We start from the raw sequence: 25,496 nt of genomic DNA, 5'->3' as shown, positions 1-25,496 counted from the left end.
TATCGAATGAGCCAGTTTTCCACCTTCAGTTCTATGTTTGAGTCCATCAAATCACTATTTTCAAGCCCCTTTAAAGCCACTGCCATCTTTGCCAGCGCGGTAGTTATTGTCGGCTGCAGCACTGCTGCTCAGCAACAGGCAGATGCTCAAATTGCTGCACTCAATAAACAAGAAGCGAAATCTCCGGAAGCCCAAACGCAACCCTATCTTGGTGGCTACGGGCCAAGCGACCCTCCTCGCCTTTCCACTGATGCGCCCTACGACCCCTTAAATCCGGAACTCTCAGAAACGGTTGGCGTTCCCTTTTTATCATTTCTGATCATTGAACCAGATCCGGTTACCAAAAATGCAGTTCCATCAGATATTGAAAAGCTTGTCAAAGCGCGTAGGTATCAAGATGCGATTGACGCAATTAATGACCGTCTAAAAAAGACCCCTCGCAATGTCCAGTTGCGTTATATCAAAGCAAGATTGCAACTTGAATTGCGTGATTTCGATGGCGCCAAGAAAACCTTGATTGAAATCACCCAGCAATTTCCAGAACTGCCAGAGCCCTATAACAATCTGGCAGCAATTGCTGCTAATCAAGGAAGGTGGATTGAGGCGCGTGACTATCTTGAGCTGGCACTAAAACTCAGGCCAAGCTACAGCCTTGCAGCAGCCAATCTAGGAGAAGTCTATGTGCGTCTTGGCGCTAAGGCCTACGAAGATGCCGCCGCCAACACCCAATTAAATCAACGTCTCTACACTAACCGTGCAAAATTCTTATTGAACCTACTGAAGCCACAGGCTAAAGGTGTCAATAACACTGTTAATCCTGCATCAAATTCTTCCACTAACACATTAGAAGGTAAATCAAGCAATGGCGAAGGTACTCCTAAAAACCAATAAGGGTGATATCACCCTCTCCCTCGATTCTGCTAAGGCACCTAAAAGCGTTGCCAATTTTTTGCAATACGTAAAGAGCGGTCACTACGATGGCACAATTTTTCATCGCGTAATTGATAACTTCATGATTCAGGGTGGCGGCATGGAGCCAGGCATGAAACAAAAACCCACTGGTGATGAAATTGAAAATGAAGCCAATAACGGTCTTAAAAATGAGCGCGGCACGATTGCCATGGCTCGCACCAGTGATCCGCACTCTGCAACAGCGCAATTTTTTATTAACGTCAATGACAATGATTTCTTAAACCATACAGCCCCAAGCGCTCAGGGCTGGGGTTATGCGGTTTTTGGCAAGGTTAGTGATGGCATGGATGTGGTAGATGCTATTCGCAAAGTGAAGACTGGTAACTCAGGCTTTCATCAAGACGTACCAACTGAAGATGTGGTGATCGAGAAAGCTACCGTTCTCGAGGAATGATTCCGCATCACACGAGCGCATTGCTCATTTCAGATTTACATTTAACGCCGTCAATGCCCTTGACGGCGCAGCGCTTTTTTGACTTTTGCGAAAAGGACGCATCTCAGGCCGAGTCTGTCTTTATATTGGGTGACTTGTTTGAATATTGGGTTGGTGATGATGCTGGCGATCGATCACCATTTCAACATGAGGTTAAGCAAGCGCTCGCGAATCTATCAAATAAGGTTAAAACCTATTACATCCACGGTAATCGAGATTTCCTGATTGGTCCCGCGTTTTTAAAGAAGACTGGAATGACCGTACTGACAGATCCTGCGCTTATTGAAATTGCTGGTCACAAATATCTTCTTGCCCATGGTGATGCTCTGTGTACTGCCGACATTGGCTATCAACTATTTCGCGGGTGGGTCAGGAAACCCTGGCTGCAAAAATTATTTCTCTCCCTACCCATTCATTGGCGAAGATCTATAGCTAAACAACTTCGCACTAATAGTCACGCAAATTATGAACGTGCTTCTCATACCGCTTATCAACAAAATCAAATTAAAACGAATGTCACTACGCAAGCATGCGCAGCAATAGTTCGTGAATATGGCGCTGATAAATTAATTCATGGTCATACCCACAGACCAGGACACCATCAAGAGTCACTAGGAAATCAATCTTGGCAACGCTGGGTGCTATCAGACTGGGACTTGGACCACCCAGAGGCAACTGCACCACGAGCAAATGCCTTGTTGATCGATGCACATGGCGTGCGTGCGATGGATTTAATTAAAGCCTAGATATTCAATCAATGTAGTAACTGGATTATTGGTATTTTGGTTCTTTGGTTTTTTATTCTGCCCTAGCAAGCAGAATACTTAGAGAGGCACTGCACCATTTGAGCATAAATGCGTGGATTAGCAGCCATCACTTCGCCACTCTTTAAGAAACCTTCTTCGCCGCGGTAGTTGCCAACCAAACCACCCGCCTCAGTAATTAATAAGGCTCCTGCAGCCATATCCCAAGGCTTGAGGTCACTCTCAAAAAATCCATCGTAACGGCCAGCTGCAACATAAGCCAGGTCCAATGAAGCAGCGCCTGGGCGACGTAAGCCAGCGCATTGACGTGACATCTCAGCAAAAATCTTTAGGTACTTTTCAAGGTCTTGGTCTTCACGATACGGAAAACCAGTGCCAATTAAAGAGTTGTTCAATCGATCTTGCGTTGCCACACGCAAACGACGGCGATCTAGGTAGGCACCCGCACCACGAGTCGCAGTAAATAATTCATCGCGATTGGGGTCGTATACAACCGCTTGTTGAGTTACTCCATTAACTGCTAAAGCGATTGATACAGCGTATTGCGGAAATCCATGAATGAAATTGGTCGTGCCGTCCAACGGATCAATAATCCAAACGTTTTCAGCATTGATGTTTTGTTCACCTGTCTCTTCAGCCAAAAACCCATGAGTGGGATATGCCTCACTCAAAGTCTCAATAATGGCTGCTTCTGCAGCTTTGTCCACCTCAGTCACAAAATCATTGTGCTGCTTGCGATCCACCTGGAGCCTCTCTAAATTCAGAGATGCACGATTAATCACAGTTCCTGCGCGACGGGCAGCCTTCACGGCCACATTTAACATGGGATGCATAGTTTGGATGGACAAATTAAATAAGAACAGGGCTGTAATATTGCCGAAAGTGCATGACAATACCTAGCTAATACTATGATTCTAAACGATTTACCCTGTTCACCTCAAAGCACCTAATTCATGAACCTTCAGGCATCACACTTACTACGCTGGATTCTGGTGGAAACTACCCATGCTGGCAATGTTGGTTCAGCTGCTAGGGCCATGAAAACAATGGGCTTTAATGATTTACACCTGATCAAACCAAAAACTTCGGGAATTCACAAGGAAGCTGAGGCCATAGCTCTTGCCAGTGGTGCAACTGACCTTCTAGAGTCAGCCGTTGAGCACCAATCCCTAGATCAAGCGATTGGAGGCTACCCCTTGGTGTTAGGTCTAACTAGTAGAGATCGAGAGTTTGGCCCCCCAGCGATTGATTGGCAGTCGGCTTTAGCCCTCATTTACCAAAATACCCAGAATCATGGAAAAACTGCCCTAGTATTTGGTCCTGAGAGAACTGGTTTAGAGAATCATCATCTATCTTTTTGTACCCACCGCGTATGGCTAGACGCCAATCCTGACTATCCGTCCCTCAACCTTGCTCAAGCCTTAATGGTTTGCGCCTATACCCTCAGGCAAGCCCTACAAGACCCAAACTTAGATGTCATATCTAAAAATCAGACTGCTGAAATGGACCTGGCTGATCCAGCAGCAGTTACCGCAATGCTTGAACATTGGCGAGAAGGACTGGAGGCAATTGCTTATCTTGACCCAGCTAACCCGAAAAAGCTGATGCCCAGACTCGAAGCCTTATTTGCACGCAGCAGACTGCGCAAAGAGGAGATCGATCTATTACGGGGAATCGCAAAACAGATGCTCCTGAGAAAATAACCCAGCCCCGTTAAAATCAAACCATGTTTAATTCACTATTCGACCAAGTCGATTCCATCATCGTTAGAGATCCAGCCGCAAGAAACCGTCTTGAGGTCATCACCTGCTACCCAGGTTTACATGCAGTTTGGCTGCATCGCATCGCTCATTTTTTCTGGAATCTTGGTTTGAAGTGGTTAGCGCGATTTCTGTCGATGTTTTCGAGATTGATTACTGGTATAGAGATCCATCCTGGCGCCAAGGTTGGTCGTCGTGTATTTTTAGACCATGGTTTAGGTATTGTGATCGGCGAGACTACAGAAATTGGTGATGATTGCACCATCTATCAAGGCGTCACTTTAGGTGGCACATCTTTATATAAAGGTGTAAAACGACACCCTACCTTAGGCAAAGGCGTGGTTGTCAGTGCTGGCGCAAAAGTTTTAGGCGGCTTCACTGTAGGAGATGGCGCACGCATTGGCTCAAATGCAGTTGTCCTGAAAGAAATTCCGCCTGGCGCGACTGCTGTTGGCATACCAGCACGCATTTTGCATCCAGACTTACCGCAAAGCGCTGATAGCAAAACAAAGGAGTATTTCTCTGCATACGGAGTAACACCCAATGTGGATGATCCCGTATCGATGGCCCTTAAAGGTTTAATCGATGCAACGATTGAGCAAGAAGCCAAGATTGCTCAACTAGAAAAAGCACTTGCCAAGTTTAGTAATACTCCTACTGATGTTAGCAACAGCACAGAAACAAAACGAGATCTTGGCGCTATTAAAGAATGGCTTAAAGAGTAATCAGTGAAGCGTTCTGGATACGTGCCCCTGTAAACCAAGCGTCTTCTCCAAAAATTCTTCCTCGTCGTCGTCTTCGGCATCATTTGGCATGCCAAAGGTAAAGTTCTCACCACCTTCTGGATGACGATTTTCAATTTCTTCTTCGGTGGCAGCTCGAACACCTTCAACCTGAACCCAAAAGCGCAAAGCCATTCCTGCTAATGGATGGTTGCCATCCAGCACCACTTGATTGTCCGCAACATCCGTAACGGTATAAATTAAAGGCTCCGCTTCAGCATCCTCATCCTCTTGAGCATCTGCCGCTTGCGCCTCTTCCTCAGATTCTCCATCTACATCTGGCACGCCCTCAAACTGCATTCCCACTTCAAGTGGTTCAGGAAAGCGAGTGCGAGGCTCAATCTTGAGCAACTCTGGGTCGTACTCACCAAAAGCTTCATTAGGCTCCAACTGAATTGTTGCTTCATAGCCAATTTCTTGACCATCTAACAATGCCTCAATTTTTGGGAAAGTACCCTCATAACCGCCGTGAAGATACATCATTGGTGAATCAGGCTCTTCAATCACATTATTTTGTGCATCGGTGAGCTTATATCGAAGGGACACAATCGTGTTTTTTTCAATCTTCATGCGCAATTTGTCGTACATTTATTTTCGAATGATTTACTACTGTTTTACACTGACTTTAGTTATCAGTTATTTCATTTCTAATCTATAGGTTCATTTTACTTGAGCAAGCCTTATCAACCGCCACCAGCCCCCAAAAATCTGCCCATTAACGCTCCATGGGCCTTATTTGGTGGAATTAGCCCAAAGCGCTTTATGCAGGAGTATTGGCAGAAAAAACCGCTGTTAATTCGGGGGGCGATACCCGCCTTCACCCTAGAATCTCAAAATGGTTCAACCAATTTAGCAAGTCCAATTTCTTATGAAGAGCTCGTTGAATTTGCCAATCAGGAAAATCTTGAATCCCGCTTAATTCAGTCTGATCCATGGCGCTTTCAGCATGGGCCCTTTCAGAAAAAAGCAATCCCAAACTTAAATAAATCCAACTGGACTCTGCTCTTGCAAGGAATGGAGGCGCATCATTTAGCTGCGGCCAATATTCTTTCATGGTTTCGTTTTATTCCAGATGCACGTCTTGACGATCTCATGATCAGCATTGCCGGTATTGGCGGAGGTGTCGGGCCACACTTTGACTCGTACGATGTGTTTTTAATACAGATGTCGGGTCGCAGAGAGTGGCGCATCTCTGAGCAAACGGATTTAAGCCTGAATCCAGCGTTGCCATTAAAAATTTTGCAGAACTTTCAAAGTGAGTTTGAGTGGATTTTGGAACCAGGCGACATGCTATATCTTCCGCCCCATATTGCCCACGATGGAATTGCACTAGATGCAGGATGTCAAACTTGGTCTGTAGGATTTCGCTCACCTAGCTTGAAGGAATTACTCCAAGAAGGTTTATGGCGACTTGCTGAGTCACTGGAGAATATTCCTGAATTGGACAAAAAATTCTCCGATCCCAAGCAACCAGCAACCCTGCAGGCAGAGCAGCTTCCCAAAGAGCTCATCAAGCAATTAAACGCTCAGCTGCAAAAGCTAAAGCTGAACCAAATTAACACGTTTCTACCTGGCGTTACCGCCTACTTATCAGAGCCTAAGCAGCAAGCGATTTTTGAAAGCCCTAGTAAGCCACTGAATTCAAAAGCTTTTCTCAAAAAACTAACTCAAGGCAAGCTAAAAACGAGTCCACAAACACGCATCCTCAGCCTTGGTAAAAAGGTTTACTGCAATGGGGACGAGGTCACCAAAAACCAAACCGCAAAGGTGATTGCCGCCTGGAATGCTTTGTCTGCAAACAAGTGTTTAGAGAACGCAAATCTTGGGAACATTCAAGACTCAAGCCTTTATGAGGTCTATCTTGCTGGGTGGCTAGTTTTCGAGGTTTAGGCCAAGAGATGGCTATAATATCTACAGGAAACTACCTAGGGATTTGCCCTTGGTTTATCCAACAACAATTATCGATAATTGATGTCTAATTTTTTAAGAGGAAATTACAAATGAAGAAGTCACTCCTATTAGCCGCTATGTTAGCTATCGCTTTGGCCGCTTGCGGTAAGAAAGAAGAAGCAAAACCTGCTGAAGCTCCTGCTGCTCCTGCTGCTGAAGCTCCTGCTGCTGCTCCAGCCGCTGATGCTGCTAAAGACGCTGCTGCACCTGCTGCCGCTCCTGCTGCTGACGCTAAGAAGTAATCCTCTTCTTAAACAAAAAAGCCGCTTTCGAGCGGCTTTTTTGTTTCCCAACTCAGTAGTTGATTTATTTAGTGAGCTGGTCGTTCAAGATTGTCAGTAATTGGATGCCAGCAGGAGTGTTCTCTGGTTTACCTTCCGCATCCTGCACATAAACATTTGCTGAATTTTCTCCACTACTCTTGACCACAACTTGGTATTTCTTCGCTTGCAGTTTTGAATCATCCTTACTGCTAAACAAATTGGTGAAGAAGCCCTTTGAATCGCCAACATCCTTAGCATTGATATAACGTACAAAATAAACGCCAGCGGAACGATTGCGGTCCTCTACGGTGAAGTTGGATCGATCTAGTGCTAAACCCACATCCCTCCAAGAGCGATCGAAACCAGCGCTAAGCTCAATATGGGCTTTGTTAGTACCATCTTCGACGAACTTAGCTTTCGGTGTTTTAGGACCCAAAGGCGTAGCAACCATCGCCTTAGCCTGCTCTTGAGTCATCCCGAGACGCTCCATCAAGCGCGCCAAGAAAACAGCCTCTAACTCAGGATCATTTGGACGTGGCGTCCAAATTGTAGAAAGGCAAGCACCTGTTGTATCGGTTGTACATTTCTCGATAGCACCACGCTGAGTAATATAAATTTCAGTCTCGCCTGGTTTAGTTACCTCTAAACGAGTCTTATATTTATCACGCTCGCCGGTATCGTAAATTGAATCTCCAAATACGCCCAGCACATTTGTACGAATCCAGTCTTGCGCAATTTTGGCGCGATTCTCCGCCCAATCGGTTTCCATAATTCCAGTGGATGGTGAATCAATCACTAGCAAGAAGCCGTTTTCTTGCCAAAAATCTTTTACTTGCGGATACAACTCACTGGCAGGTTTTTCAACAACCAGCCAACGACGCTCGCCATCCTTGGCAATGCGCATACCAGGAATACCAGTCATGACGTTACTGCGCATCTGAGCAGATTTTTTCACCGCAGCGTTGTACTCAGACATGGTTGCAGTGCCATCTTGGACGATGTAACGGCGATCTGCTTGTGCGGTAATTAAATCTGGTGGATACGATAAATTGGGGCCGCGCACTGCACCAGAGCTCTTATAGTCAACAGTATCGTTACTGGTAACTGATTTACATGAACTCAATACCAATGCCATTGCAAACAATGCCATTGATGAAGCCACTAAACGCGAAAAGGAAAACACATTCTTCATAGTAAATTGGCCTGTTTTAATGCCGCCTTCAAAGGCTCTCTTAATGCATCGCTTAGAGGGGTTAATGGCAAACGAATACCTGAAGTAATCTTGCCCATTTGATGAAGCGCCCACTTCACAGGAATCGGGTTTGCTTCGGTAAACATTGCTTTATGGACTGCAATCAACTGATACTGAATTTCACGTGTACGCTTCACATCATCAGACATGGCAGCCATACAGAGCTCATGCATCAATCGAGGAGCCACGTTTGCGGTAACAGAGATATTGCCCTTGCCGCCCATGAGCATCAACATAGCAGCGGTGAGATCGTCCCCTGAAAATACAGAGAAGTCACTATGGCCTGCACGCTTCAGGGCATCAATCAATAAAGTGCCCCGCTCTAAGCTACCAGTTGCGTCCTTGATACCGATAATGCCAGGAATGCCAGCCAAGCGAACAACGGCATCGCCTGATAGATCCGCTACAGTGCGACCTGGAACGTTGTACAAAATTACCGGTAGATCAACAGACTCTGCAATTTTTTTGAAATGGGCATACATGCCCTCTTGGGTAGGCTTGTTGTAATACGGGACAACCTGCAAGCTTGCGTCTGAACCCACCTTCTTGGCAAATTCAGTTAACTCAATTGCTTCAGCCGTGGAGTTGCCGCCCGTACCAGCAATCACAGGAATGCGGCCCGCAATATGCTCTACCGTGACGCGAATCAACTCACAATGCTCTTCCACAGAGACCGTAGGAGACTCACCACTAGTCCCAACAATTACGATTCCATCGGTACCTTCGGCGACATGCCAATCCAACAAAGACTTTAACGCCCCAAAATCGAGACTGCCATCTTCAAACATTGGGGTCACGATGGCGGGCATGCTGCCAGAAATGGTTTTTTTGCTACCTTTGGATTGAGCTGTATTTGTCACCGAATGTATACCGATTTTTAGCTGTCTTAACCTTGAAATTGTAACGGAATGTGCACTTTTTACCCTTCTTTTACAGCGCAAAGACGTTGAACCATAGCTGGTTTAGGCTCATCCTGGTAAATATCCTCGTAGGCAAGGACTTTCAGACCATGGCGCTGCGATAGCTCCAGCAATTCCCCTGTTTTTAGAAGGAAATTTGGGTTAGATGGCTTTCCAAATTGCTCATTTCCTACAGCAAAGGTTTCGTAGATCAAAACCCCATTCTTATCCAACATCTCAGGCAGACGATCCAGATGGGGTCTATAGAGGTAATTCGTCACCACAATGCCACTAAATTTGCCGTTATCTAAAGGCCAAATATCCTCTTCTAGATTCAGCGCTTTTGAGCAAATGAGTGAATTAGCAGTCTTCTCAACCTGACTGGTGTCTTGATCAACTGCTAATACTGAATATCCCAACTCAGCCAGTAGAAATGTATGGCGACCGCCTCCACAAGCCAGATCTAAAACAGTACCGGCTTTTGGAATCAAAGAAGCAAAACGCCTCACCCAAGGTGAAGCGCTATCCGTTACAGCATGCGTCTTTGTCAAAACCTACCCATTAGTCGTAAGCCAGGCCCATGGCTTCACGAACTTCACGCATGGTTTCTTGAGCAACCTTGCGTGCTTTATCGCAACCATCGGCGATGATGGATCGAAGCAAACTTGGGTCATCCAAATACTTTTGAGCACGCTCAAACATGGGTTGCTGCTCAGCTAAAATTGCATCAATAACTGGCTGCTTACACTCTAAGCAACCAATACCCGCAGACTTGCAACCCTTTTCTACCCATTGCCTTGTCTCGTCATTGGAATACACAGTGTGCAATTGCCAAACTGGACAGCGAGCAGGATCACCCACATCAGTTCTGCGAACTCGCGCAGGATCGGTCGGCATCGTTCTGATTTTCTTGATGACATCTTCTGGTTGCTCACGCACACTAATTGTGTTGCCATAAGACTTGGACATTTTTTGTCCGTCAATGCCAGGCATACGAGAAGCAGTTGTTAAAAGCGCTTGGGGCTCAGGAAGAATAATTTTGCGAGCACCTTCTAAGAAACCAAAGAGTCTTTCACGATCTGCCATCGATAAACTTTGCGACTCTTGAAGCAATGCTTTCGCCTGCTCTAACGCCTCTTCATCACCGCGCTCTTGAAAAGCAACGCGTAACTCCAAATACATTTTGGCTCGCTTACTACCCAACTTTTTAGCTGCTTCTAACGCTTTTTCTTCAAAACCTGGTTCGCGACCATAAAGGTAATTAAAGCGACGAGCTACTTCACGAGTCATTTCCACGTGTGGAACTTGATCCTCACCCACAGGCACATGCTGCGCTCGGTAAATCAAAATATCTGCCGCCTGAAGCAATGGATAACCAAGGAAACCATAGGTCTGCAGGTCTTTTTCCTTGAGCTTCTCAATTTGATCTTTATAGGTGGGCACTCGTTCTAACCAACCCAATGGCGTCCCCATCGAGAGTAGCAAAAATAACTCCGCGTGCTCAGGCACCTTACTCTGAATAAATAAAGTCGCTTGATTGGGGTCTACACCTGCCGCTAACCAATCAATCACCATATCCCACACAGATTGCTCAATCACCTCTGGAGATTCATAGTGAGTAGTTAAAGCGTGCCAATCTGCAACAAAGAAAAAACAGGGGTATTCGGACTGCAAGCGCACCCAATTTTTTAAGACGCCATGGTAATGCCCAAGATGCAAATTACCCGTAGGTCGCATGCCAGAGAGAACGCGTTCTGCAAACATTGTTTTTCTTTATCTTTAGTATGAAATGAATTAATGAAACGCTGACCAAACTGGGGTCAGGTGATCAGGCAGATGTGGCAAAGTACCCAAGTCAATATGACTTTCGCCTGGATCATGAAAATCAGATCCGCGGGAGGCTAGGAAACCATATTTTTGAGCAATCTTTCCATACGTTACATACTGGTCTGGACTATGGCTACCTGTAACTACTTCGATGCCAAGACCACCAATATCCTTAAAGTGCTCATAGAGCTCACTCATCTGTAACTCGGTCAAGTTATATCTACCAGGATGAGCAATCACCGCCACCCCACCTGCCGCTTTTATCCATGCAACCGCATTATCCAAAGTGGCCCACTGATGCGGCACAAATCCTGGCTTATTTTCAACCAAGTACTTTTTAAACACTTCCTCAGTGTCGCGACAAACACCTTGCTCTACCAAAAACCTAGCAAAATGCGTTCTCGAGATCAGTTCGGGATTGCCTGCAAAATGTAGAGCGCCTTCGTAAGCCCCTGGTATCCCGACTTTTAATAATTGATCTGCCATCAATTTGGCACGTTCACCCCGCCCGCCACGGGTGCGGCGTAATCCTTCAACAATGCCTAGGTGATTGGCATCGATTCCTAAACCAACGATGTGGATGGTTTGCCCCACCCAAGTAACTGAAATTTCCACTCCAGATACGTAATCAATATTGAGCGCTTTTGCTGCATCACGAGCACGAACTTGTCCACCAAGCTCATCATGATCTGTCAACGCCCATAAATGAACGCCATTTGCCTTTGCACGTTCAGCCAAGGCCTCGGGAGTTAGAGTGCCATCAGAGACCACAGAATGGCAATGCAGGTCGGCGTTTAAGGTAGAAATACTGCTCATGACCCTATTTTAGGTCAAGCCGGTGTCAATGACACGGCGCGGAGCATCTAGGTAGTCACGCGACTGCATCTCGATCAAACGAGAGACTGTTCGAGAGAACTCTGCTGTAATTTGACCCTCTGTATACAAATCTGGGGCTGGAACCTCAGCGGACATAATTAACTTGATCTTATGATCGTATAAAACATCAATCAGCCAAATAAATCGGCGCGCCTCATTGGTCATTTTTGGGGGCATGTAAGGAACACCCGACAAAATAACCGTATGAAATTGTTTGGCAATCTCAAGGTAATCATTTTGTGATCGCGGACCGCAACAGAGCGTCTGAAAATCAAACCAGACAACACCATCAGCCATGTGTAATGGCCGCAATTCTCGCGATTCAATATTCAATACCGGATTACGAGTTTCTTTTTGGTTGCCAATTAAGGTCTTGAACATCTGACCCAAGGTGGCTTGAGTTTGGGCATTGACAGGCGTTAAATAAGCCTCAACTTGCGCCATCTGAACACGGCGATAGTCGTTACCAGCATCTACATTGAGAACATCCAACTTATCCTCTAACAATTGAATTGCAGGAAGCAAGCGATCACGATGCAAACCATTGGGATAGAGTTGATCGGGCCGGTAATTAGAGGTCATGACAAATTGCACGCGATCAGCAAACAAAGCATTGAGCAATCGGTACAAAATCATGGCATCGGCAATATCATTGATGTGAAACTCATCAAAACAAATCAGTCGATAGCGCTTTGCAATTCGCTTTGATAACTCATCCAATGGATCGGCTAAGCCCGAAAGTTCATGCAGCTCACGATGCACTTCTCGCATAAATTCATGGAAATGAATGCGAATCTTTTTTTCCAAGGGGGAAGCCGCATAAAAACAGTCCATTAAAAAAGACTTGCCGCGACCTACTCCACCCCACAAATACAAACCCCTAGGTAGAGTTGGTTTAAATAATTTCTTTTTGAGATTGCTGCTGCGGATTCCCTTATAGGCAATCCATTCATCTTCGCATTTTTGCAAACGCTCAACAGCACGAAGCTGCGCGGGATCGCTTTGATACCCGCGCGCTTTTAACTCTTGCTGGTAATACTCAATGGTTTTCAATTACATATTGAGTGCGCGTTGATCTGTCGCTAACGCAGCCTCACGTACCACTTCCGATAAGCTTGGATGTGGATGACAGATTCGTGCAATATCTTCAGCCGCCGCCTTGAACTCCATCGCAACTGCTGCCTCAGCAATTAAATCGGAAGCATTTGGTCCAATGATGTGAACGCCGAGAATTTCATCGGTTTTTGCATCAGCCAATACTTTGACAAAACCATCAGCACGACCCATGCCTAGGGCACGACCGTTAGCCATAAATGGGAACTGTCCAGCCTTGTACGCAATGCCAGCCTCTTTAAGAGCCTGCTCTGTTTTGCCAACCCAAGCGATCTCTGGATCGGTATAGATTACCCAAGGAATGCAGTTGTAATCGATGTGGGGTTTCTGACCAGCAATCACCTCAGCAGCCAAGACACCCTCGTCTTCCGCCTTATGAGCCAACATTGGGCCGCGTACTACGTCACCAACGGCATACACGCCTGGAGCTGCAGTTGCACAAGTGTGATCATCAATCGGAATAAAGCCGCGTTCATCCACCTTAAGGCCAATCTTGTCTAAGCCCAACTTATCAGTGTTTGGTACACGGCCAACAGATACGATCAAGCGATCGCATTCTAATTTAGCGGCTTTACCAGCGCTGTCGGTGTAATTTACTACTACACCCTTTTTATCCGCTTTGACTTCACCAATCTTCACGCCCATGTTGATGTTCAAGCCCTGCTTAGTGAAAAGCTTTTGCGCTTCTTTAGCAATGCTGACATCACAAGCAGCCAAGAACGAAGGCAATGCTTCAAGCACCGTGACTTCAGAACCAAGACGGCGCCATACAGAACCAAGCTCAAGACCAATCACGCCAGCACCGATCACGCCTAACTTCTTAGGCACTAAATCAAACTTCAAGGCACCTTCGTTATCGCAAATCAAGACGTTATCTACTGGCAATCCTGGTAAATGACGTGCTTTAGAACCGGTTGCAATAATGACATTCTTTGCAGTAACAGTTTCTTTATCTTTGCCATCAATTTTGACTTGATATCCGTCAGCACCCTTACCTTCAAATGAAGCATGGCCTTTTAACAAAGTGATTTTGTTTTTACGGAACAAGAACTGAATACCACCAGTCATCTTGGTGACGATGTCATCTTTACGTTGCACCATCTTTTTAGAATCAATGCTGACAGAGCCAACCTTAATTCCATGATCTGCTGCGTGATGACCAATCTTCTCGAACTCTTCAGAAGATGCCAATAAAGCCTTAGAAGGAATGCAACCTACGTTCAAGCAGGTGCCACCTAAGCGTGGCTCTCCCTTGGGATCATCATAAGCATTTGATTCTGCGCAGGCAACTTTGAAACCTAATTGCGCTGCACGAATCGCGGCGATGTAGCCACCAGGGCCACCACCAATTACGACTACATCAAAAGCTTGGCTCATGATCTTCCCTTCTTACAAATCAAGGAGAAGACGTGAAGGATCTTCTAAGGCATCCTTCATGGCAACTAAACCAAGCACAGCCTCACGACCATCAATAATGCGGTGGTCATAAGATAAAGCGAGATAGTTAATTGGACGAACCACTACTTGTCCATTTTCAACCACTGCACGATCCTTGGTGGCATGAATACCCAAGATTGCAGACTGTGGTGGATTAATAATTGGGGTTGAGAGCATAGAGCCGAACACGCCACCGTTAGAGATCGAGAATGTACCGCCAGTCAACTCTTCAATTGATAGCTTACCTTCGCGGGCTTTCACACCAAATTCAGCAATCTTCTTCTCAATATCAGCCAAGTTCATCTGATCAACGTCACGCAAAATTGGCACTACCAAGCCACGTGGTGAGCTCACAGCAATACCAATATCAAAGTAACCGTGGTAAACGATATCGTTACCATCAACAGACGCATTCAATAATGGGAACTTCTTAAGAGCATGCGTAGCCGCTTTAACGAAGAAAGACATAAAACCAAGTTTTACGCCATGAGTCTTCTCAAATTGATCTTTGTATTTATTGCGTAAAGCAATCACTGGGCCCATATTGACTTCATTGAATGTAGTCAAAATTGCATTATTTGCTTGTGACTCGAGCAAACGTTCAGCAATACGAGCACGCAAACGGCTCATTGGTACACGCTCTTCAGGACGATCACCTGTTGGAATTGGCGCACTTGGCAATGAGGCAGACTTTGCACCACCAGCAGAAGCATTTAATGCATCGCCTTTGGTAATGCGGCCATCACGACCAGAACCAGCAACCTGGCCTGCATCGACATTCTTTTCAGCCAGAATTTTTGCTGCTGAAGGAGAAGCGGCTGCGCCAGTAGCCTTTGCAGGAGCAGCTGCTTTTGCAGGTGCTGTAGCTGGGGCTGCTGCTGGAGCAGGAGCTGCAGCGGCTGGGGCAGCGGATGCAACGGCAGTGCTATCGATTTTTGCAATTAACTGATCAGCAACAACCGTGCCGCCGTCTGCAACTACGATCTCAGTCAATACACCAGCAGAGGGCGCTGGCACTTCGAGAACAACCTTATCAGTTTCAATTTCGATCAAGATTTCGTCTTGACCAACAGCGTCGCCGACCTTCTTTTTCCATTGCAACAATGTTGCTTCAGCAACCGACTCAGAGAGTTGTGGAACCTTAACTTCAAAAATAGCCATGATTAATCCTGTTTATCTATGTGTGTATATGTATTGGTATGCAATCGATTATTTTGTGATCACATAACCCTTTAATTTGGCAAATGCCGCGTTGAGAAGAGACTTCTGTTGTTCTTGGTGCAAATGGGCATATCCACAAGCAGGAGAAGCTGATGCAGGGCGACCTGCGTATGCCAACTTCATGCCATCAGACATGTTTTCCAAAATATTGTGCTGAACAAAGAACCAGGCGCCTTGATTTTGTGGCTCGTCTTGACACCAAACCACCTCTTCTAACTTTGGATACTTCTTCAACTCTGCAGCCAAAGCCTTGTGCGGGAATGGATATAACTGCTCAACACGAATAATCGCAACATCAGTCGCTTTCTTTTCAGTGCGCTGCTTAACCAAGTCGTAATAGACCTTGCCAGAGCAAGCAATTAAACGGGTTACTTGTTTAGCATCGATGGTTTCATCACGCTCACCAATAACTGTCTGGAAACCACCCTTAGTAAATTCAGAAAGTGGCGAGCCAGCATCTTTGTTGCGCAACAAAGATTTTGGTGTAAACAAAATCAGCGGCTTGCGGAACTGACGAATCATTTGACGACGCAGCACATGGAAAATTTGTGATGCGGTTGTCGGCTGAATCACTTGCATATTGGTATCAGCGCATAACTGCATGAAGCGCTCCAAACGTGCTGATGAATGCTCAGGGCCTTGACCTTCATAGCCATGCGGCAACATCATGACCAAGCCGTTTGCACGACCCCACTTCACTTCACCAGAGGCGATGAATTGGTCAATCACAACCTGCGCGCCGTTGGCAAAGTCACCAAACTGGGCTTCCCAAATGGTTAAGGTATTTGGCTCTGCAGCTGCATAACCATATTCAAAACCAAGAACTGCCTCTTCAGAAAGAATCGAGTCAATCACCACAAATGGAGCTTGATCTTTAGTGACGTGCTGCAAAGCTACATAAGTGCCGGTATCCCACTTCTCACGATTTTGATCGTGTAGCACCGCATGACGATGGGTAAATGTACCGCGACCGCTATCCTCACCAGATAGACGAACTGGATAACCACTGGCAACCAGAGAAGCAAAAGCCATGTGCTCACCCATACCCCAGTCAACATTAATCTCACCGCGACCCATTGCAGCGCGATCGTTATAGACCTTAGCAACTAGCGGGTGAGCTTTAAAGTTTTCTGGAATGGTGGAAATTTTTTCAGATAAGCGCTTCCACTCTGTCAGCGGAATTGCAGTATCAGCCTCATCAGTCCACTTCTTGTTCAAGAAGGGAGACCAATCCACCGCAAACTTACCTTTGAAGTTGCTGAGTACTGGGTCAGAGGTTTGCTTACCCTCATCCATAGCGGCACGATACTCTTTAACCATCAAATCGCCGGTACCAGCGGGCAAAGCCCCTTGAGTTTCCAGCTTGTCAGCGTAGAGCTTACGAGTACCAGGATGGGCTGCAATAATTTTGTACATCAATGGCTGCGTCATCGCGGGTGTATCTTGCTCGTTGTGACCCAATTTACGGAAGCAAATAATGTCGATCGCCACGTCTTTATGAAACTTGGTGCGGAACTCAACAGCTAACTTGGTTGCCAGCACCACAGCCTCTGGATCATCACCATTCACGTGCAATACAGGCGCATCAACAATCTTCATGATGTCTGTACAGTACAAGCTTGAACGCAAATCGCGCGGATCAGATGTAGTGAAACCAATCTGGTTATTAATCACGATATGAACCGTGCCCCCAGTGGAATAACCACGAACCTCTGACATTGCCAGTGTTTCTTGCATCACACCCTGACCTGCAATCGCAGCATCACCGTGTACCAAAACTGGCATAACCTGCTCGCCCAACATATCGCCACGACGCTCCATACGAGCACGTGCAGAACCCTCAACCACTGGATTAACGATCTCAAGGTGAGATGGGTTAAATGCCAATGACAAATGGACTGGGCCGCCAGGAGTAGAAATATCGCTAGAGAAACCTTGGTGATACTTCACGTCACCCGCAGGTAATGTCTCAGGACCTTTATGCTCGAACTCAGCAAATAAGTCTTTTGGCATCTTGCCTAAAGTATTCACGAGAACGTTGAGACGGCCACGGTGGGCCATACCAATCACGATCTCTTGTACGCCTTTGCTACCCGCATCACGAATTAACTCATCCATACAGGCGATAAAGCTTTCACCGCCCTCGAGGGAGAAGCGCTTTTGACCTACATATTTAGCCTGGAGATAGCGCTCAAGACCCTCGGCCGCAGTGAGGCGGTCCAAGATTTGACGTTTCTCTTCGACATTAAACCGCGCAGTAGATCGAATAGACTCCAGCTTTTCTTGCCACCACTTCTTAATCTTTTGATCGGCAATGAACATAAACTCGGCGCCAATCGTGCCGCAGTAAGTCTCACGTAATGCCTGCAGCAAATCGCGCAAGGTCATTTCTGACTTACCAAAGAAAGTATTGCTTGTGTTAAAGACGATATCCATATCGCCATCAGTGAAACCGTAGAAGGCAGGATCCAACTCAGGAATATCCTGGCGCTCTGTCCGCTTTAATGGATCAATATTGGCCCAGCGATTTCCAACGTTACGATAAGCTGCAATTAACTGTTGAACTGCAACACGTTTACGCCCCAACTCAGAATCCGCTGAATCAGAAATTGTTCTGATAGGACCTTGCTTTGCGCGCTCTGCAAATGAGGCAACAATTGGTCCATGCGCTATATCGGTTCGAGATGAACCATCAACAGCTGGAACTTGCTTCACATTATCAAAATAATCACGCCAATGGTCCTCAACTGAGGCTGGGTCGTGTAAATACGATTCGTAGAGTTCTTCTACGTAGGGGGCATTTCCCCCGAAGAGATAGGATTTATCTCTTTGATCCTGCATCATGATGCTCACCTTTCATCGGGTTTCCCGAATAAAAACTGTGGTTATAACCATCCGTTACACGGCTGTACCGCTTCACGAATTGCTCTGTGCAAATACTGGTACTACGACAGTAATTTAACACGAGTGACCATAAGCAGATAAAGGGCTTTCCCTGATTTCATGGGATTTGGGGGTATATCCCTATAAATCAAAAATTGAATAAGAAATTTCCTACTGCTCTTTCAATATATACGGACAGATTCGAATGAAATTCGTTTTTATTCTCTAAATCTTCAAGTGAATTAATGAAATTAAGGGAGAGTATGAAAGCAATTACCCCAGAAATGGAATATCTAAGTACCAGACAAAGCGCTAAGGTTTTACAAGTTTCTCTCGGAACCGTGCAAAAAATGGTGGAATTAGGTGAATTAATAGCCTGGAAGACCCGAGGTGGTCATAGACGCATATTGGCAAGCTCCCTAGAACAGCAATTACAAAGACGTAAGCGGGCTATGCGCCAAAAAAGCGCCCAACACTGTGTTGCCATGGGAATCTTTCGACGATCTGAGAACAGCACGGCTCTTTTGCAGGCAATTCAAGACTGGCAGCTTAAAGTGGAAATGGAGGTTGCAGTTGACAGCCTTGAGGGCTTAATGAAGGCCGTATCTATTGCTCCCGACCTGATCTATTTGGATGCCTTGATACCCCCTGTTGAGCAAGTGCATTTGATCCATTATTTGAGTAAAAACAAGGACACACAGAGAATACCTATACTAGTAGATGAGGGTTTTATAAAGCTTCACCCTGGCGTAGTCACCCTTGCTGACGAGAATGCTGGAACTCGATCCCAGATCCCTGAAGAGCTCAAAGAAGAGCTGGAAAATGGGCTTATTGAGCTTAATCCACTGATTATTGCTTATCCAGCCACAGACCCCGATATGGATCCTGAACTCAATCCAGAAAACCGCCATGAGCTACTAGAGCCTCTATTTCTAGAAGCCTTATCAAGAAAGTGCCTTTAAGTAAGTATTTGCGGGGAAACAATAAAGGCCACTAATGTGGCCTTTATTTAAATAATTGAAATAAATCAGTAACTTATATAAGAAAGTTACTGCGATCTCTGCCTTCAATCCATTTCGGCGCCTTACCGCGACCAGTCCATGTTTCACCAGTAGATGGATTGCGGTACTTAGGTGCTACCTTGCCGCCTGCACTTTTACCACCAGCCTTACGACTGAATAGATCTGATGCTGACAGGCCATATTGTTCAATGATGAGCTTTGCTTTAGCAATTCCGTCGGCTTTTTCACGGGCAATCGCCTCTTTAATCTGCTTATCTAATTGCTCTCGTTGAGCCAATAGTTCTTTGTAAGAAGACATTTATGGGTTTCTCCAGATAATAAGTTATAGAAATATGGCTTAATACCCTATTTCAAGTAAATATTATATATAGAAAAAAGATTATGGGGAGATATTCTGAAAAATCAGATATTAACCTATATTTTTCATGGGTTTATGTTTATCAATAATAATCAAATAAACATATTCATTATAAATAATATTATTAATTAAACTATCTAAGTATTAAATTAACGCCTTAAAACAAATGTTCCACTTGCTTTAGCGGTTATCTCCCCCGCTTCATTAAAAGCAACTGCTTCACAGTAATTAATCGACTTTCCAGCCTTTAAAAGCGTGCCTTCAACCACAATCTTGCCAAGACTAGGGCGCAAGAAACTGGTTGTCATATCAATAGTGATGGCACCTAACTGGTGATTTGACGCTGTACGTGCAGCAGCCCCCATCGCAAAATCCAATAGAGTCATGATGACCCCGCCTTGCGCTACATGAAAGCTATTGGTGTGCTCAGGCTTCACAACATAGCTGATGCGCACCTTTCCATTTTCTGCGGACTCAGGCACCACGCCCAAATGATCCAAGAAAGGAATATCTAGGCCAAAAAATGTTGTTCTCGGTTGTTTTTGGGTATTGGGGTCAGATGTAGTCATGCTGGATAGATTAACGCAATCAGTTTGATGGTCGGGGCGAGAGGATTTGAACCTCCGACCACTTGCACCCCATGCAAGTACGCTACCAGGCTGCGCTACGCCCCGACGAAAGACGAAATTGTATCAGCAACTACTTAGATAAAATTTCTAGGACAGCAAGCAACTCATCACGCAAACGCAACTCTCCGCGAGCTTCTTCGAGACGATTTCTAGCGCCACTAATCGTAAAGCCCTCTTCATACAGCAAGGCACGAATTTTACGAATTAAGACGACTTCGTGATGTTGATAGTAACGGCGATTGCCACGACGTTTTTGCGGACTTAACTGAGAAAACTCCTGCTCCCAGTAACGTAAAACGTGCGAGCGAACACCACAGAGATCCGCTACTTCACCAATCGTGAAATAGCGCTTAGCTGGTATAGGGGGAAGTTGAGAGCTCGGAAGTGCCGAGCTAGCATCAAACTCGGTTTTCTCGAGCATGTGACTCCACTACATCTTTGAGCTTTTGACTTGCATGAAATGTCACTACACGTCTAGCGGCGATTGGAATCATCTGACCTGTCTTTGGATTTCGGCCAGGACGAGCCGATTTATTGCGCAACTGAAAATTACCAAAACCAGAAATCTTTACTTCCGTACCCGATTCAAGCGACTGACCAATACGATCAAAAAAGGCATCGATCATATCTTTTGCTTCGCGCTTATTCAAACCCACTTGATCAAAGAGCGCTTCAGATAACTCATTTTTTGTTACGGTATCGTTAGAATTTAGTTCACTCATCATCGGATTCTTTTCTGAAGTGCTTCTGTTTTTCTTTGGTATTACGTAATACTAAACCTAGCGCAGACGGGCTGCACACTTTTTCTCAACAGCACCCAATAAAGCGCTCATTACAGCATCAATTTGAGCATCTTGCAAAGTTTCAGCAGGATTTAATAACGTCACTCGGAATGCCAAACTCTTTTCATCTTCAGCCATGCTACTAGATCCTGCTTTTGGCTTAAATTCATCGAACAACTCAATTGCGCAGACAAAATTCTGTTTGCTTGCTGCCATTGCATCTAATAATGATTGAGCAGATACAGATTGTTTTACAACCACTGCTAAATCGCGTTGTACTGCAGGAAATTTGCTTAACTCTTGCGGCACTGGCAAACCAAGATGACGAATTGACTCTAATTCCAATTCGAATAGAACAGGTGCTTGGGGTAACTCGTAAGCTTGCTGCAAGCCTGGGTGTAATTCACCTATCCAACCAATATCAATACGACCCTTGGATGCAACCAAGAAAACTTTAGCGCTGCGGCCAGGGTGTAATGCTGGATGCTGCGCTGCTTCAGTCACGATGCGCAAAGGATCTAGAACCCGCTCAAGATCCCCTTTTACATCAAAGAAATCCACCGCTCTGGCAGCATTTGCCCACTGCTCTGGTACAAATGTCCCATACGCCATTCCGCCAATTTTTTGCGGCTGCACAAATCCAGAAACCTTCCCAGCCTCATCCTGGGTGCTGCTATCTCGCTTGAATACGCGCCCTGTTTCAAATAAACGAACACGCCCTGCTCCACGATTTAAATTGGATTTGAGATTTGAGAGCAAGCCGCCCCACAAGGTGCTGCGCATGACGCCATACTGATTAGCGATGGGATTGAGAACCGCGATCACATCCTGATCAGTAGCACCCGTTAATTTCTGCTCGCTTTCAAGATCAGTAAATCCGAAGTTCACTACCTCTTGATAGCCCTGCAGTGCCAAACGCTGACGTAGCAAATGAATCCCACGCTTCGCCTCATTCTTAGCACTCATCTTCAGTGCGGCAACGGGAGGTTGATCTGGAATATTTTCGAAGCCATACATCCGTGCGACTTCTTCAATCAAATCTTCTTCAATCTCGATATCAAAGCGATAGCTAGGCGGATTTACAACAAAAGTATCGTCCTCTTGCTTGAACTCAAAACCAAGGCGCTTGAAAACATCCGCAACGATATCTTTGGTTAACGGAATGCCAATGACCTTTTCTGCTCTAGCCAAACGCATTTTGACGGGCTTGCGCTCAGGCACATTCAGAATCTGATCATCTACTGGGCCAGCTTGACCACCACACACTTCCAAAATCAACGCAGAAAGGTATTCAAGGCAATTAACGGTATTTTGTGGATCAACGCCACGCTCAAATCGATGTGCCGCATCGGTACTAAAGTTAAAGCGGCGGGCACGACCTTGGATGGCTGAGGGAAGCCAATATGCTGCCTCAACATAAATATTCTTGGTGTCATCGCTAACAGCACAATGATTGCCACCCATAATGCCGGCGAGCGCAACGGGGCCTTTTTGATCTGCCACCACTCCAGCATCCTGGAGCTTACCTGCCGAGTCAGGACCTTGGAGTGTCACTGTTTGCTCATTCAATAGCTCGAGTTTCTCACCAGCTTTAGCCCAGCGAACCGTAATGTTACCTTCCAATTTATCAATGTCAAATACGTGGGTGGGTTGACCCATTTCCAACATGACGTAATTTGATAAGTCCACCAAGGCTGAAATACTTCTCTGGCCTGCACGCGATAAGCGCTTCACAATCCAATCTGGTGTTTTTGCTTGAGGATTTACGCCACGAATGACACGCCCAGCGAAGCGACCGCAAAGCTCTTTGTTTTCTACAGTAACTTTGCGCTTCTCATCAATTGCAGCTACAGGCACATTCCATTTGGGAGTACAGAGTGCTGCACCGGTAATAGCCGATACCTCTCTTGCTACACCAAGCAAAGAAAGACAGTCCGCTTTATTTGGGGTTAATTTAATGACAAAGATTTGATCATCTAGATCGAGGTACTGACGAATATCTTCGCCAACTGGAGCATCAGTAGGTAATTCCAAAATACCTTCATGATCATCACCTAAGCCAAGCTCACGACCCGAGCACAACATGCCTTGGCTCTCTACGCCCCGAAGCTTGCCGACCTTAATCACAAAAGGTTTGCCGCCTACTTCCGCTGGAGGTAATTCAGCACCCACCATGGCACATGGAATCTTGATGCCCGCACGTGCATTTGGTGCACCACAAACAATTTGCAATTCTTGACCGGTGCCAGCATCTACTTTACATACACGTAAACGATCTGCATCGGGATGTTGTTCTGCAGACAATATTTGCGCAACAACAACTTTATTGAACGCTGGTGCAACAGAATGTTGCTCTTCAACCTCAAGACCCGCCATAGTCAAAGCATGACCCAAAGCATCGCTATCTAGCGATGGGTTTACATACTGACGAAGCCAAGATTCTGAAAATTGCATGGGGTATTAATGCTCGCTTAAGCAGGGAACTGCGCTAGGAAACGCAAATCATTTTCAAAGAAGAGGCGCAGATCATCTACGCCATAACGCAACATGGTTAAGCGCTCAAGACCGGAACCAAAGGCAAAACCTGTATAGCGTTCTGAATCGATACCCATATTGCGCAATACATTGGGGTGAACCTGCCCTGCCCCAGAAATCTCTAACCAGCGACCTGCTAACTTTCCGCTACCAAAGGCCATATCGATTTCTGCAGATGGCTCAGTGAATGGGAAATAGGAAGGACGGAAACGCACTTGCAACTCATTCGTTTCAAAGAAGGTTCTCAAGAAATCGGTATAGACGCCTTTGAGATCAGCGAATGAAACACTCTCAGCAATCCACAATCCCTCTACTTGATGAAACATGGGAGAGTGCGTTGCATCACTATCTACACGATAGGTTCTTCCAGGCGCAATCACTTTAATTGGAGGCATCACATCCGCATTTGCATATTTTTTTACATGCTCGCTCGCATAGCGAACCTGAATTGGACTGGTATGTGTACGCAACAACAAAGGCTTACCTAAGGCATCTTTGCCGTCGATATAAAAGGTATCCTGCATTGAACGAGCAGGATGATTTTCTGGGCTATTGAGTGCCGTGAAATTAAACCAATCCGTTTCAATTTCAGGGCCATCAGCCACATCAAAACCAATGGAACGGAAGATTTCTTCTACGCGCTCCCAAGTACGCATCACTGGATGCAAGCTACCAACCGCTTGACCGCGCCCTGGCAAGGACACATCAATCGATTCAGCGGCGAGACGCTGTTGCAATACGGCATTAGCCAAAGCCTGACGACGCTCTTGTAATGCAGTCTCTACTTGAGTTTTGACTTGATTAATTTGGGCGCCAGCACTCTTGCGCTCCTCAGGCGTCATTCCACCAAGCGCTTTTAAACGCTCAGTGAGAACACCTGATTTACCGAGATACCTGGCTTTCGCGTCCTCAAGAGCCGCCGAGTCGGCAGCTCCAGAGAAATCACGTTTGGCATCCTCGACAATTTGGTCGAGAGAAACCATTGCAGCTTAGTTCGTTTAGAAACTAAGAATTAAGCTGCAGCGTTTACTACGGATTTAATCCGAGTAACCAAAGCAGCAAAAGCCGCTTTGTCAGCAATGGCCATATCAGAAAGCACTTTGCGGTCGAGTTCGATCGCAGCCTTCTTCATACCATTCATGAATACGCTATAGGTCATGTCATGCTCACGCACTGCCGCGTTGATACGAGCAATCCACAAGGCGCGGAATACACGTTTCTTATTGCGACGGTCACGATAAGCATATTGACCAGCACGCATAACCGCTTGCTTAGCAATACGGAATACGTTTTTACGACGACCGCGGTAACCTGTTGCAGCATCAGTAATTTTCTTATGACGGGCTCTTGCTGTAACCCCACGTTTGACTCTTGGCATCGAATTCTCCTAATCTAGTCTGAGGTTAAGCGTAAGGAAGCATAGAGCGAATTGACTTCACATCAGATTTCGCAACTTCTGTGGAACCACGTAAATGACGCTTGTTCTTTGTGGTCTTCTTGGTGAGGATGTGGCGTTTGAAAGCCTGACCTCGTTTGATGGTTCCGCCTGCGCGAACCGTGAAGCGCTTTTTGGCGCTACTCTTACTCTTCATCTTGGGCATAAAGCACCCCTTCTTCTACTTGTGCAACATAGGTGGTAACCGACGGCTACTCTTCCTGTACCCAGAAGCACTTCTTAACTGCCAGCGCCTTCGTTATTCACTCAGAACGCCTCCCTACATAAGAACTAGGTATTACT

The 25,496-nt window shown here is 45.8% G+C and carries 27 protein-coding genes and 1 tRNA gene; 8 read left to right on the top strand and 20 right to left on the bottom strand.

Annotation, left to right across the window (positions count from 1 at the left end; genetic code table 11):
- The first annotated feature begins 6 nt into the window (after positions 1-6).
- The 3 genes from NHB34_RS04455 to NHB34_RS04445 are packed head-to-tail and all read left to right on the top strand — an operon-like array spanning position 7 to position 2,151.
- Positions 7-891: a tetratricopeptide repeat protein gene (locus NHB34_RS04455; protein ID WP_353428426.1), complete on the top strand. Its 885-nt coding sequence runs from the start codon at positions 7-9 to the stop codon at positions 889-891.
- The gene (locus NHB34_RS04450; RefSeq protein WP_353428425.1) at positions 863-1,366 is read left to right on the top strand and encodes a peptidylprolyl isomerase; all 504 of its coding nucleotides are present in this window, start codon (positions 863-865) and stop codon (positions 1,364-1,366) included. The genes NHB34_RS04455 and NHB34_RS04450 overlap by 29 nt, the downstream gene beginning before the upstream one ends.
- Complete coding sequence (locus NHB34_RS04445; protein ID WP_353428424.1) at positions 1,363-2,151, top strand: UDP-2,3-diacylglucosamine diphosphatase; 789 nt, start codon at positions 1,363-1,365, stop codon at positions 2,149-2,151. Before NHB34_RS04450 ends, NHB34_RS04445 begins: the two co-directional genes overlap by 4 nt.
- 62 nt (positions 2,152-2,213) lie before the next feature.
- Here NHB34_RS04445 and NHB34_RS04440 read toward each other — a convergent pair whose 3' ends face one another.
- Complete coding sequence (locus NHB34_RS04440; protein ID WP_353428423.1) at positions 2,214-3,002, bottom strand: inositol monophosphatase family protein; 789 nt, start codon at positions 3,000-3,002, stop codon at positions 2,214-2,216.
- Positions 3,003-3,122: 120 nt separating this feature from the next.
- Between NHB34_RS04440 and NHB34_RS04435 the strand changes: the two genes are divergently transcribed.
- The gene (locus NHB34_RS04435; protein WP_353428422.1) at positions 3,123-3,872 is read left to right on the top strand and encodes an RNA methyltransferase; all 750 of its coding nucleotides are present in this window, start codon (positions 3,123-3,125) and stop codon (positions 3,870-3,872) included.
- Between the two features lie 23 nt (positions 3,873-3,895).
- Positions 3,896-4,654, top strand: a complete 759-nt coding sequence (gene cysE, locus NHB34_RS04430; RefSeq protein WP_353428421.1) for a serine O-acetyltransferase — start codon at positions 3,896-3,898, stop codon at positions 4,652-4,654.
- On the opposite strand, the gene NHB34_RS04425 is transcribed toward cysE, so the two are convergent.
- On the bottom strand, positions 4,655-5,281 hold the full coding sequence (locus NHB34_RS04425; RefSeq protein ID WP_353428420.1) for a peptidylprolyl isomerase: 627 nt from the start codon (positions 5,279-5,281) through the stop codon (positions 4,655-4,657). It lies immediately after the preceding gene.
- Positions 5,282-5,380: 99 nt separating this feature from the next.
- On the opposite strand from NHB34_RS04425, the gene NHB34_RS04420 reads away from it, so the two are divergent.
- Positions 5,381-6,601, top strand: coding sequence for a cupin domain-containing protein (locus NHB34_RS04420; protein WP_353428419.1), 1,221 nt, complete (start codon positions 5,381-5,383; stop codon positions 6,599-6,601).
- A gap of 110 nt (positions 6,602-6,711) precedes the next feature.
- Positions 6,712-6,903: a hypothetical protein gene (locus NHB34_RS04415; RefSeq protein ID WP_353428418.1), complete on the top strand. Its 192-nt coding sequence runs from the start codon at positions 6,712-6,714 to the stop codon at positions 6,901-6,903.
- 64 nt (positions 6,904-6,967) lie between these two features.
- Here NHB34_RS04415 and bamC read toward each other — a convergent pair whose 3' ends face one another.
- The 9 genes from bamC to NHB34_RS04370 form a co-directional block, all read right to left on the bottom strand.
- The gene (gene bamC, locus NHB34_RS04410) at positions 6,968-8,116 is read right to left on the bottom strand and encodes an outer membrane protein assembly factor BamC (protein ID WP_353428417.1); all 1,149 of its coding nucleotides are present in this window, start codon (positions 8,114-8,116) and stop codon (positions 6,968-6,970) included.
- Positions 8,113-8,985 (bottom strand): 4-hydroxy-tetrahydrodipicolinate synthase, encoded by an 873-nt coding sequence (dapA, locus tag NHB34_RS04405; protein ID WP_353428538.1) that lies wholly within the window; start codon positions 8,983-8,985, stop codon positions 8,113-8,115. Before dapA ends, bamC begins: the two co-directional genes overlap by 4 nt.
- A 110-nt stretch (positions 8,986-9,095) precedes the next feature.
- Positions 9,096-9,626: a class I SAM-dependent methyltransferase gene (locus NHB34_RS04400; RefSeq protein ID WP_353428416.1), complete on the bottom strand. Its 531-nt coding sequence runs from the start codon at positions 9,624-9,626 to the stop codon at positions 9,096-9,098.
- Between the two features lie 10 nt (positions 9,627-9,636).
- On the bottom strand, positions 9,637-10,839 hold the full coding sequence (locus NHB34_RS04395) for a tryptophan--tRNA ligase (RefSeq protein WP_353428415.1): 1,203 nt from the start codon (positions 10,837-10,839) through the stop codon (positions 9,637-9,639).
- A 30-nt stretch (positions 10,840-10,869) separates the two neighbouring features.
- Positions 10,870-11,718: a 3',5'-nucleoside bisphosphate phosphatase gene (locus tag NHB34_RS04390; protein WP_353428414.1), complete on the bottom strand. Its 849-nt coding sequence runs from the start codon at positions 11,716-11,718 to the stop codon at positions 10,870-10,872.
- Between the two features lie 9 nt (positions 11,719-11,727).
- Complete coding sequence (gene zapE / locus NHB34_RS04385) at positions 11,728-12,831, bottom strand: cell division protein ZapE (protein ID WP_353428413.1); 1,104 nt, start codon at positions 12,829-12,831, stop codon at positions 11,728-11,730.
- Positions 12,832-14,268: a dihydrolipoyl dehydrogenase gene (gene lpdA / locus NHB34_RS04380; RefSeq protein ID WP_353428412.1), complete on the bottom strand. Its 1,437-nt coding sequence runs from the start codon at positions 14,266-14,268 to the stop codon at positions 12,832-12,834.
- A gap of 12 nt (positions 14,269-14,280) precedes the next feature.
- Positions 14,281-15,489, bottom strand: coding sequence for a 2-oxoglutarate dehydrogenase complex dihydrolipoyllysine-residue succinyltransferase (odhB, locus tag NHB34_RS04375; protein WP_353428411.1), 1,209 nt, complete (start codon positions 15,487-15,489; stop codon positions 14,281-14,283).
- Between the two features lie 48 nt (positions 15,490-15,537).
- Entirely contained in the window at positions 15,538-18,393 is a 2,856-nt protein-coding gene (locus NHB34_RS04370) for a 2-oxoglutarate dehydrogenase E1 component (RefSeq protein ID WP_353428410.1), read from the bottom strand.
- Between the two features lie 284 nt (positions 18,394-18,677).
- On the opposite strand from NHB34_RS04370, the gene NHB34_RS04365 reads away from it, so the two are divergent.
- On the top strand, positions 18,678-19,394 hold the full coding sequence (locus NHB34_RS04365; protein ID WP_353428409.1) for an excisionase family DNA-binding protein: 717 nt from the start codon (positions 18,678-18,680) through the stop codon (positions 19,392-19,394).
- 73 nt (positions 19,395-19,467) lie between these two features.
- On the opposite strand, the gene NHB34_RS04360 is transcribed toward NHB34_RS04365, so the two are convergent.
- The 9 genes from NHB34_RS04360 to rpmI all read right to left on the bottom strand — a co-directional run bounded on the left by NHB34_RS04360 (position 19,468) and on the right by rpmI (position 25,359).
- Positions 19,468-19,752 (bottom strand): H-NS histone family protein, encoded by a 285-nt coding sequence (locus NHB34_RS04360; RefSeq protein WP_353428408.1) that lies wholly within the window; start codon positions 19,750-19,752, stop codon positions 19,468-19,470.
- 209 nt (positions 19,753-19,961) lie between these two features.
- Positions 19,962-20,381: a PaaI family thioesterase gene (locus tag NHB34_RS04355; RefSeq protein ID WP_353428407.1), complete on the bottom strand. Its 420-nt coding sequence runs from the start codon at positions 20,379-20,381 to the stop codon at positions 19,962-19,964.
- Positions 20,382-20,409: 28 nt separating this feature from the next.
- Positions 20,410-20,486, bottom strand: a tRNA-Pro gene (locus tag NHB34_RS04350).
- 25 nt (positions 20,487-20,511) lie between these two features.
- The gene (locus NHB34_RS04345; RefSeq protein ID WP_353428406.1) at positions 20,512-20,862 is read right to left on the bottom strand and encodes a MerR family transcriptional regulator; all 351 of its coding nucleotides are present in this window, start codon (positions 20,860-20,862) and stop codon (positions 20,512-20,514) included.
- Positions 20,840-21,163 (bottom strand): integration host factor subunit alpha, encoded by a 324-nt coding sequence (locus NHB34_RS04340; RefSeq protein WP_215315410.1) that lies wholly within the window; start codon positions 21,161-21,163, stop codon positions 20,840-20,842. The genes NHB34_RS04345 and NHB34_RS04340 overlap by 23 nt, the downstream gene beginning before the upstream one ends.
- A 57-nt stretch (positions 21,164-21,220) precedes the next feature.
- On the bottom strand, positions 21,221-23,677 hold the full coding sequence (gene pheT, locus NHB34_RS04335) for a phenylalanine--tRNA ligase subunit beta (protein ID WP_353428405.1): 2,457 nt from the start codon (positions 23,675-23,677) through the stop codon (positions 21,221-21,223).
- 17 nt (positions 23,678-23,694) lie between these two features.
- Positions 23,695-24,741: a phenylalanine--tRNA ligase subunit alpha gene (gene pheS, locus NHB34_RS04330; RefSeq protein WP_353428404.1), complete on the bottom strand. Its 1,047-nt coding sequence runs from the start codon at positions 24,739-24,741 to the stop codon at positions 23,695-23,697.
- A gap of 29 nt (positions 24,742-24,770) precedes the next feature.
- Positions 24,771-25,136 (bottom strand): 50S ribosomal protein L20, encoded by a 366-nt coding sequence (rplT, locus tag NHB34_RS04325; RefSeq protein WP_215382515.1) that lies wholly within the window; start codon positions 25,134-25,136, stop codon positions 24,771-24,773.
- A 25-nt stretch (positions 25,137-25,161) separates the two neighbouring features.
- Positions 25,162-25,359, bottom strand: a complete 198-nt coding sequence (rpmI, locus tag NHB34_RS04320; RefSeq protein ID WP_114691330.1) for a 50S ribosomal protein L35 — start codon at positions 25,357-25,359, stop codon at positions 25,162-25,164.
- Positions 25,360-25,496 lie beyond the last annotated feature (137 nt).

Source organism: Polynucleobacter sp. MWH-UH19D (genome assembly GCF_040409795.1).
Classification (GTDB): domain Bacteria; phylum Pseudomonadota; class Gammaproteobacteria; order Burkholderiales; family Burkholderiaceae; genus Polynucleobacter.
This window is presented reverse-complemented; position numbering and strand designations above follow the sequence as displayed.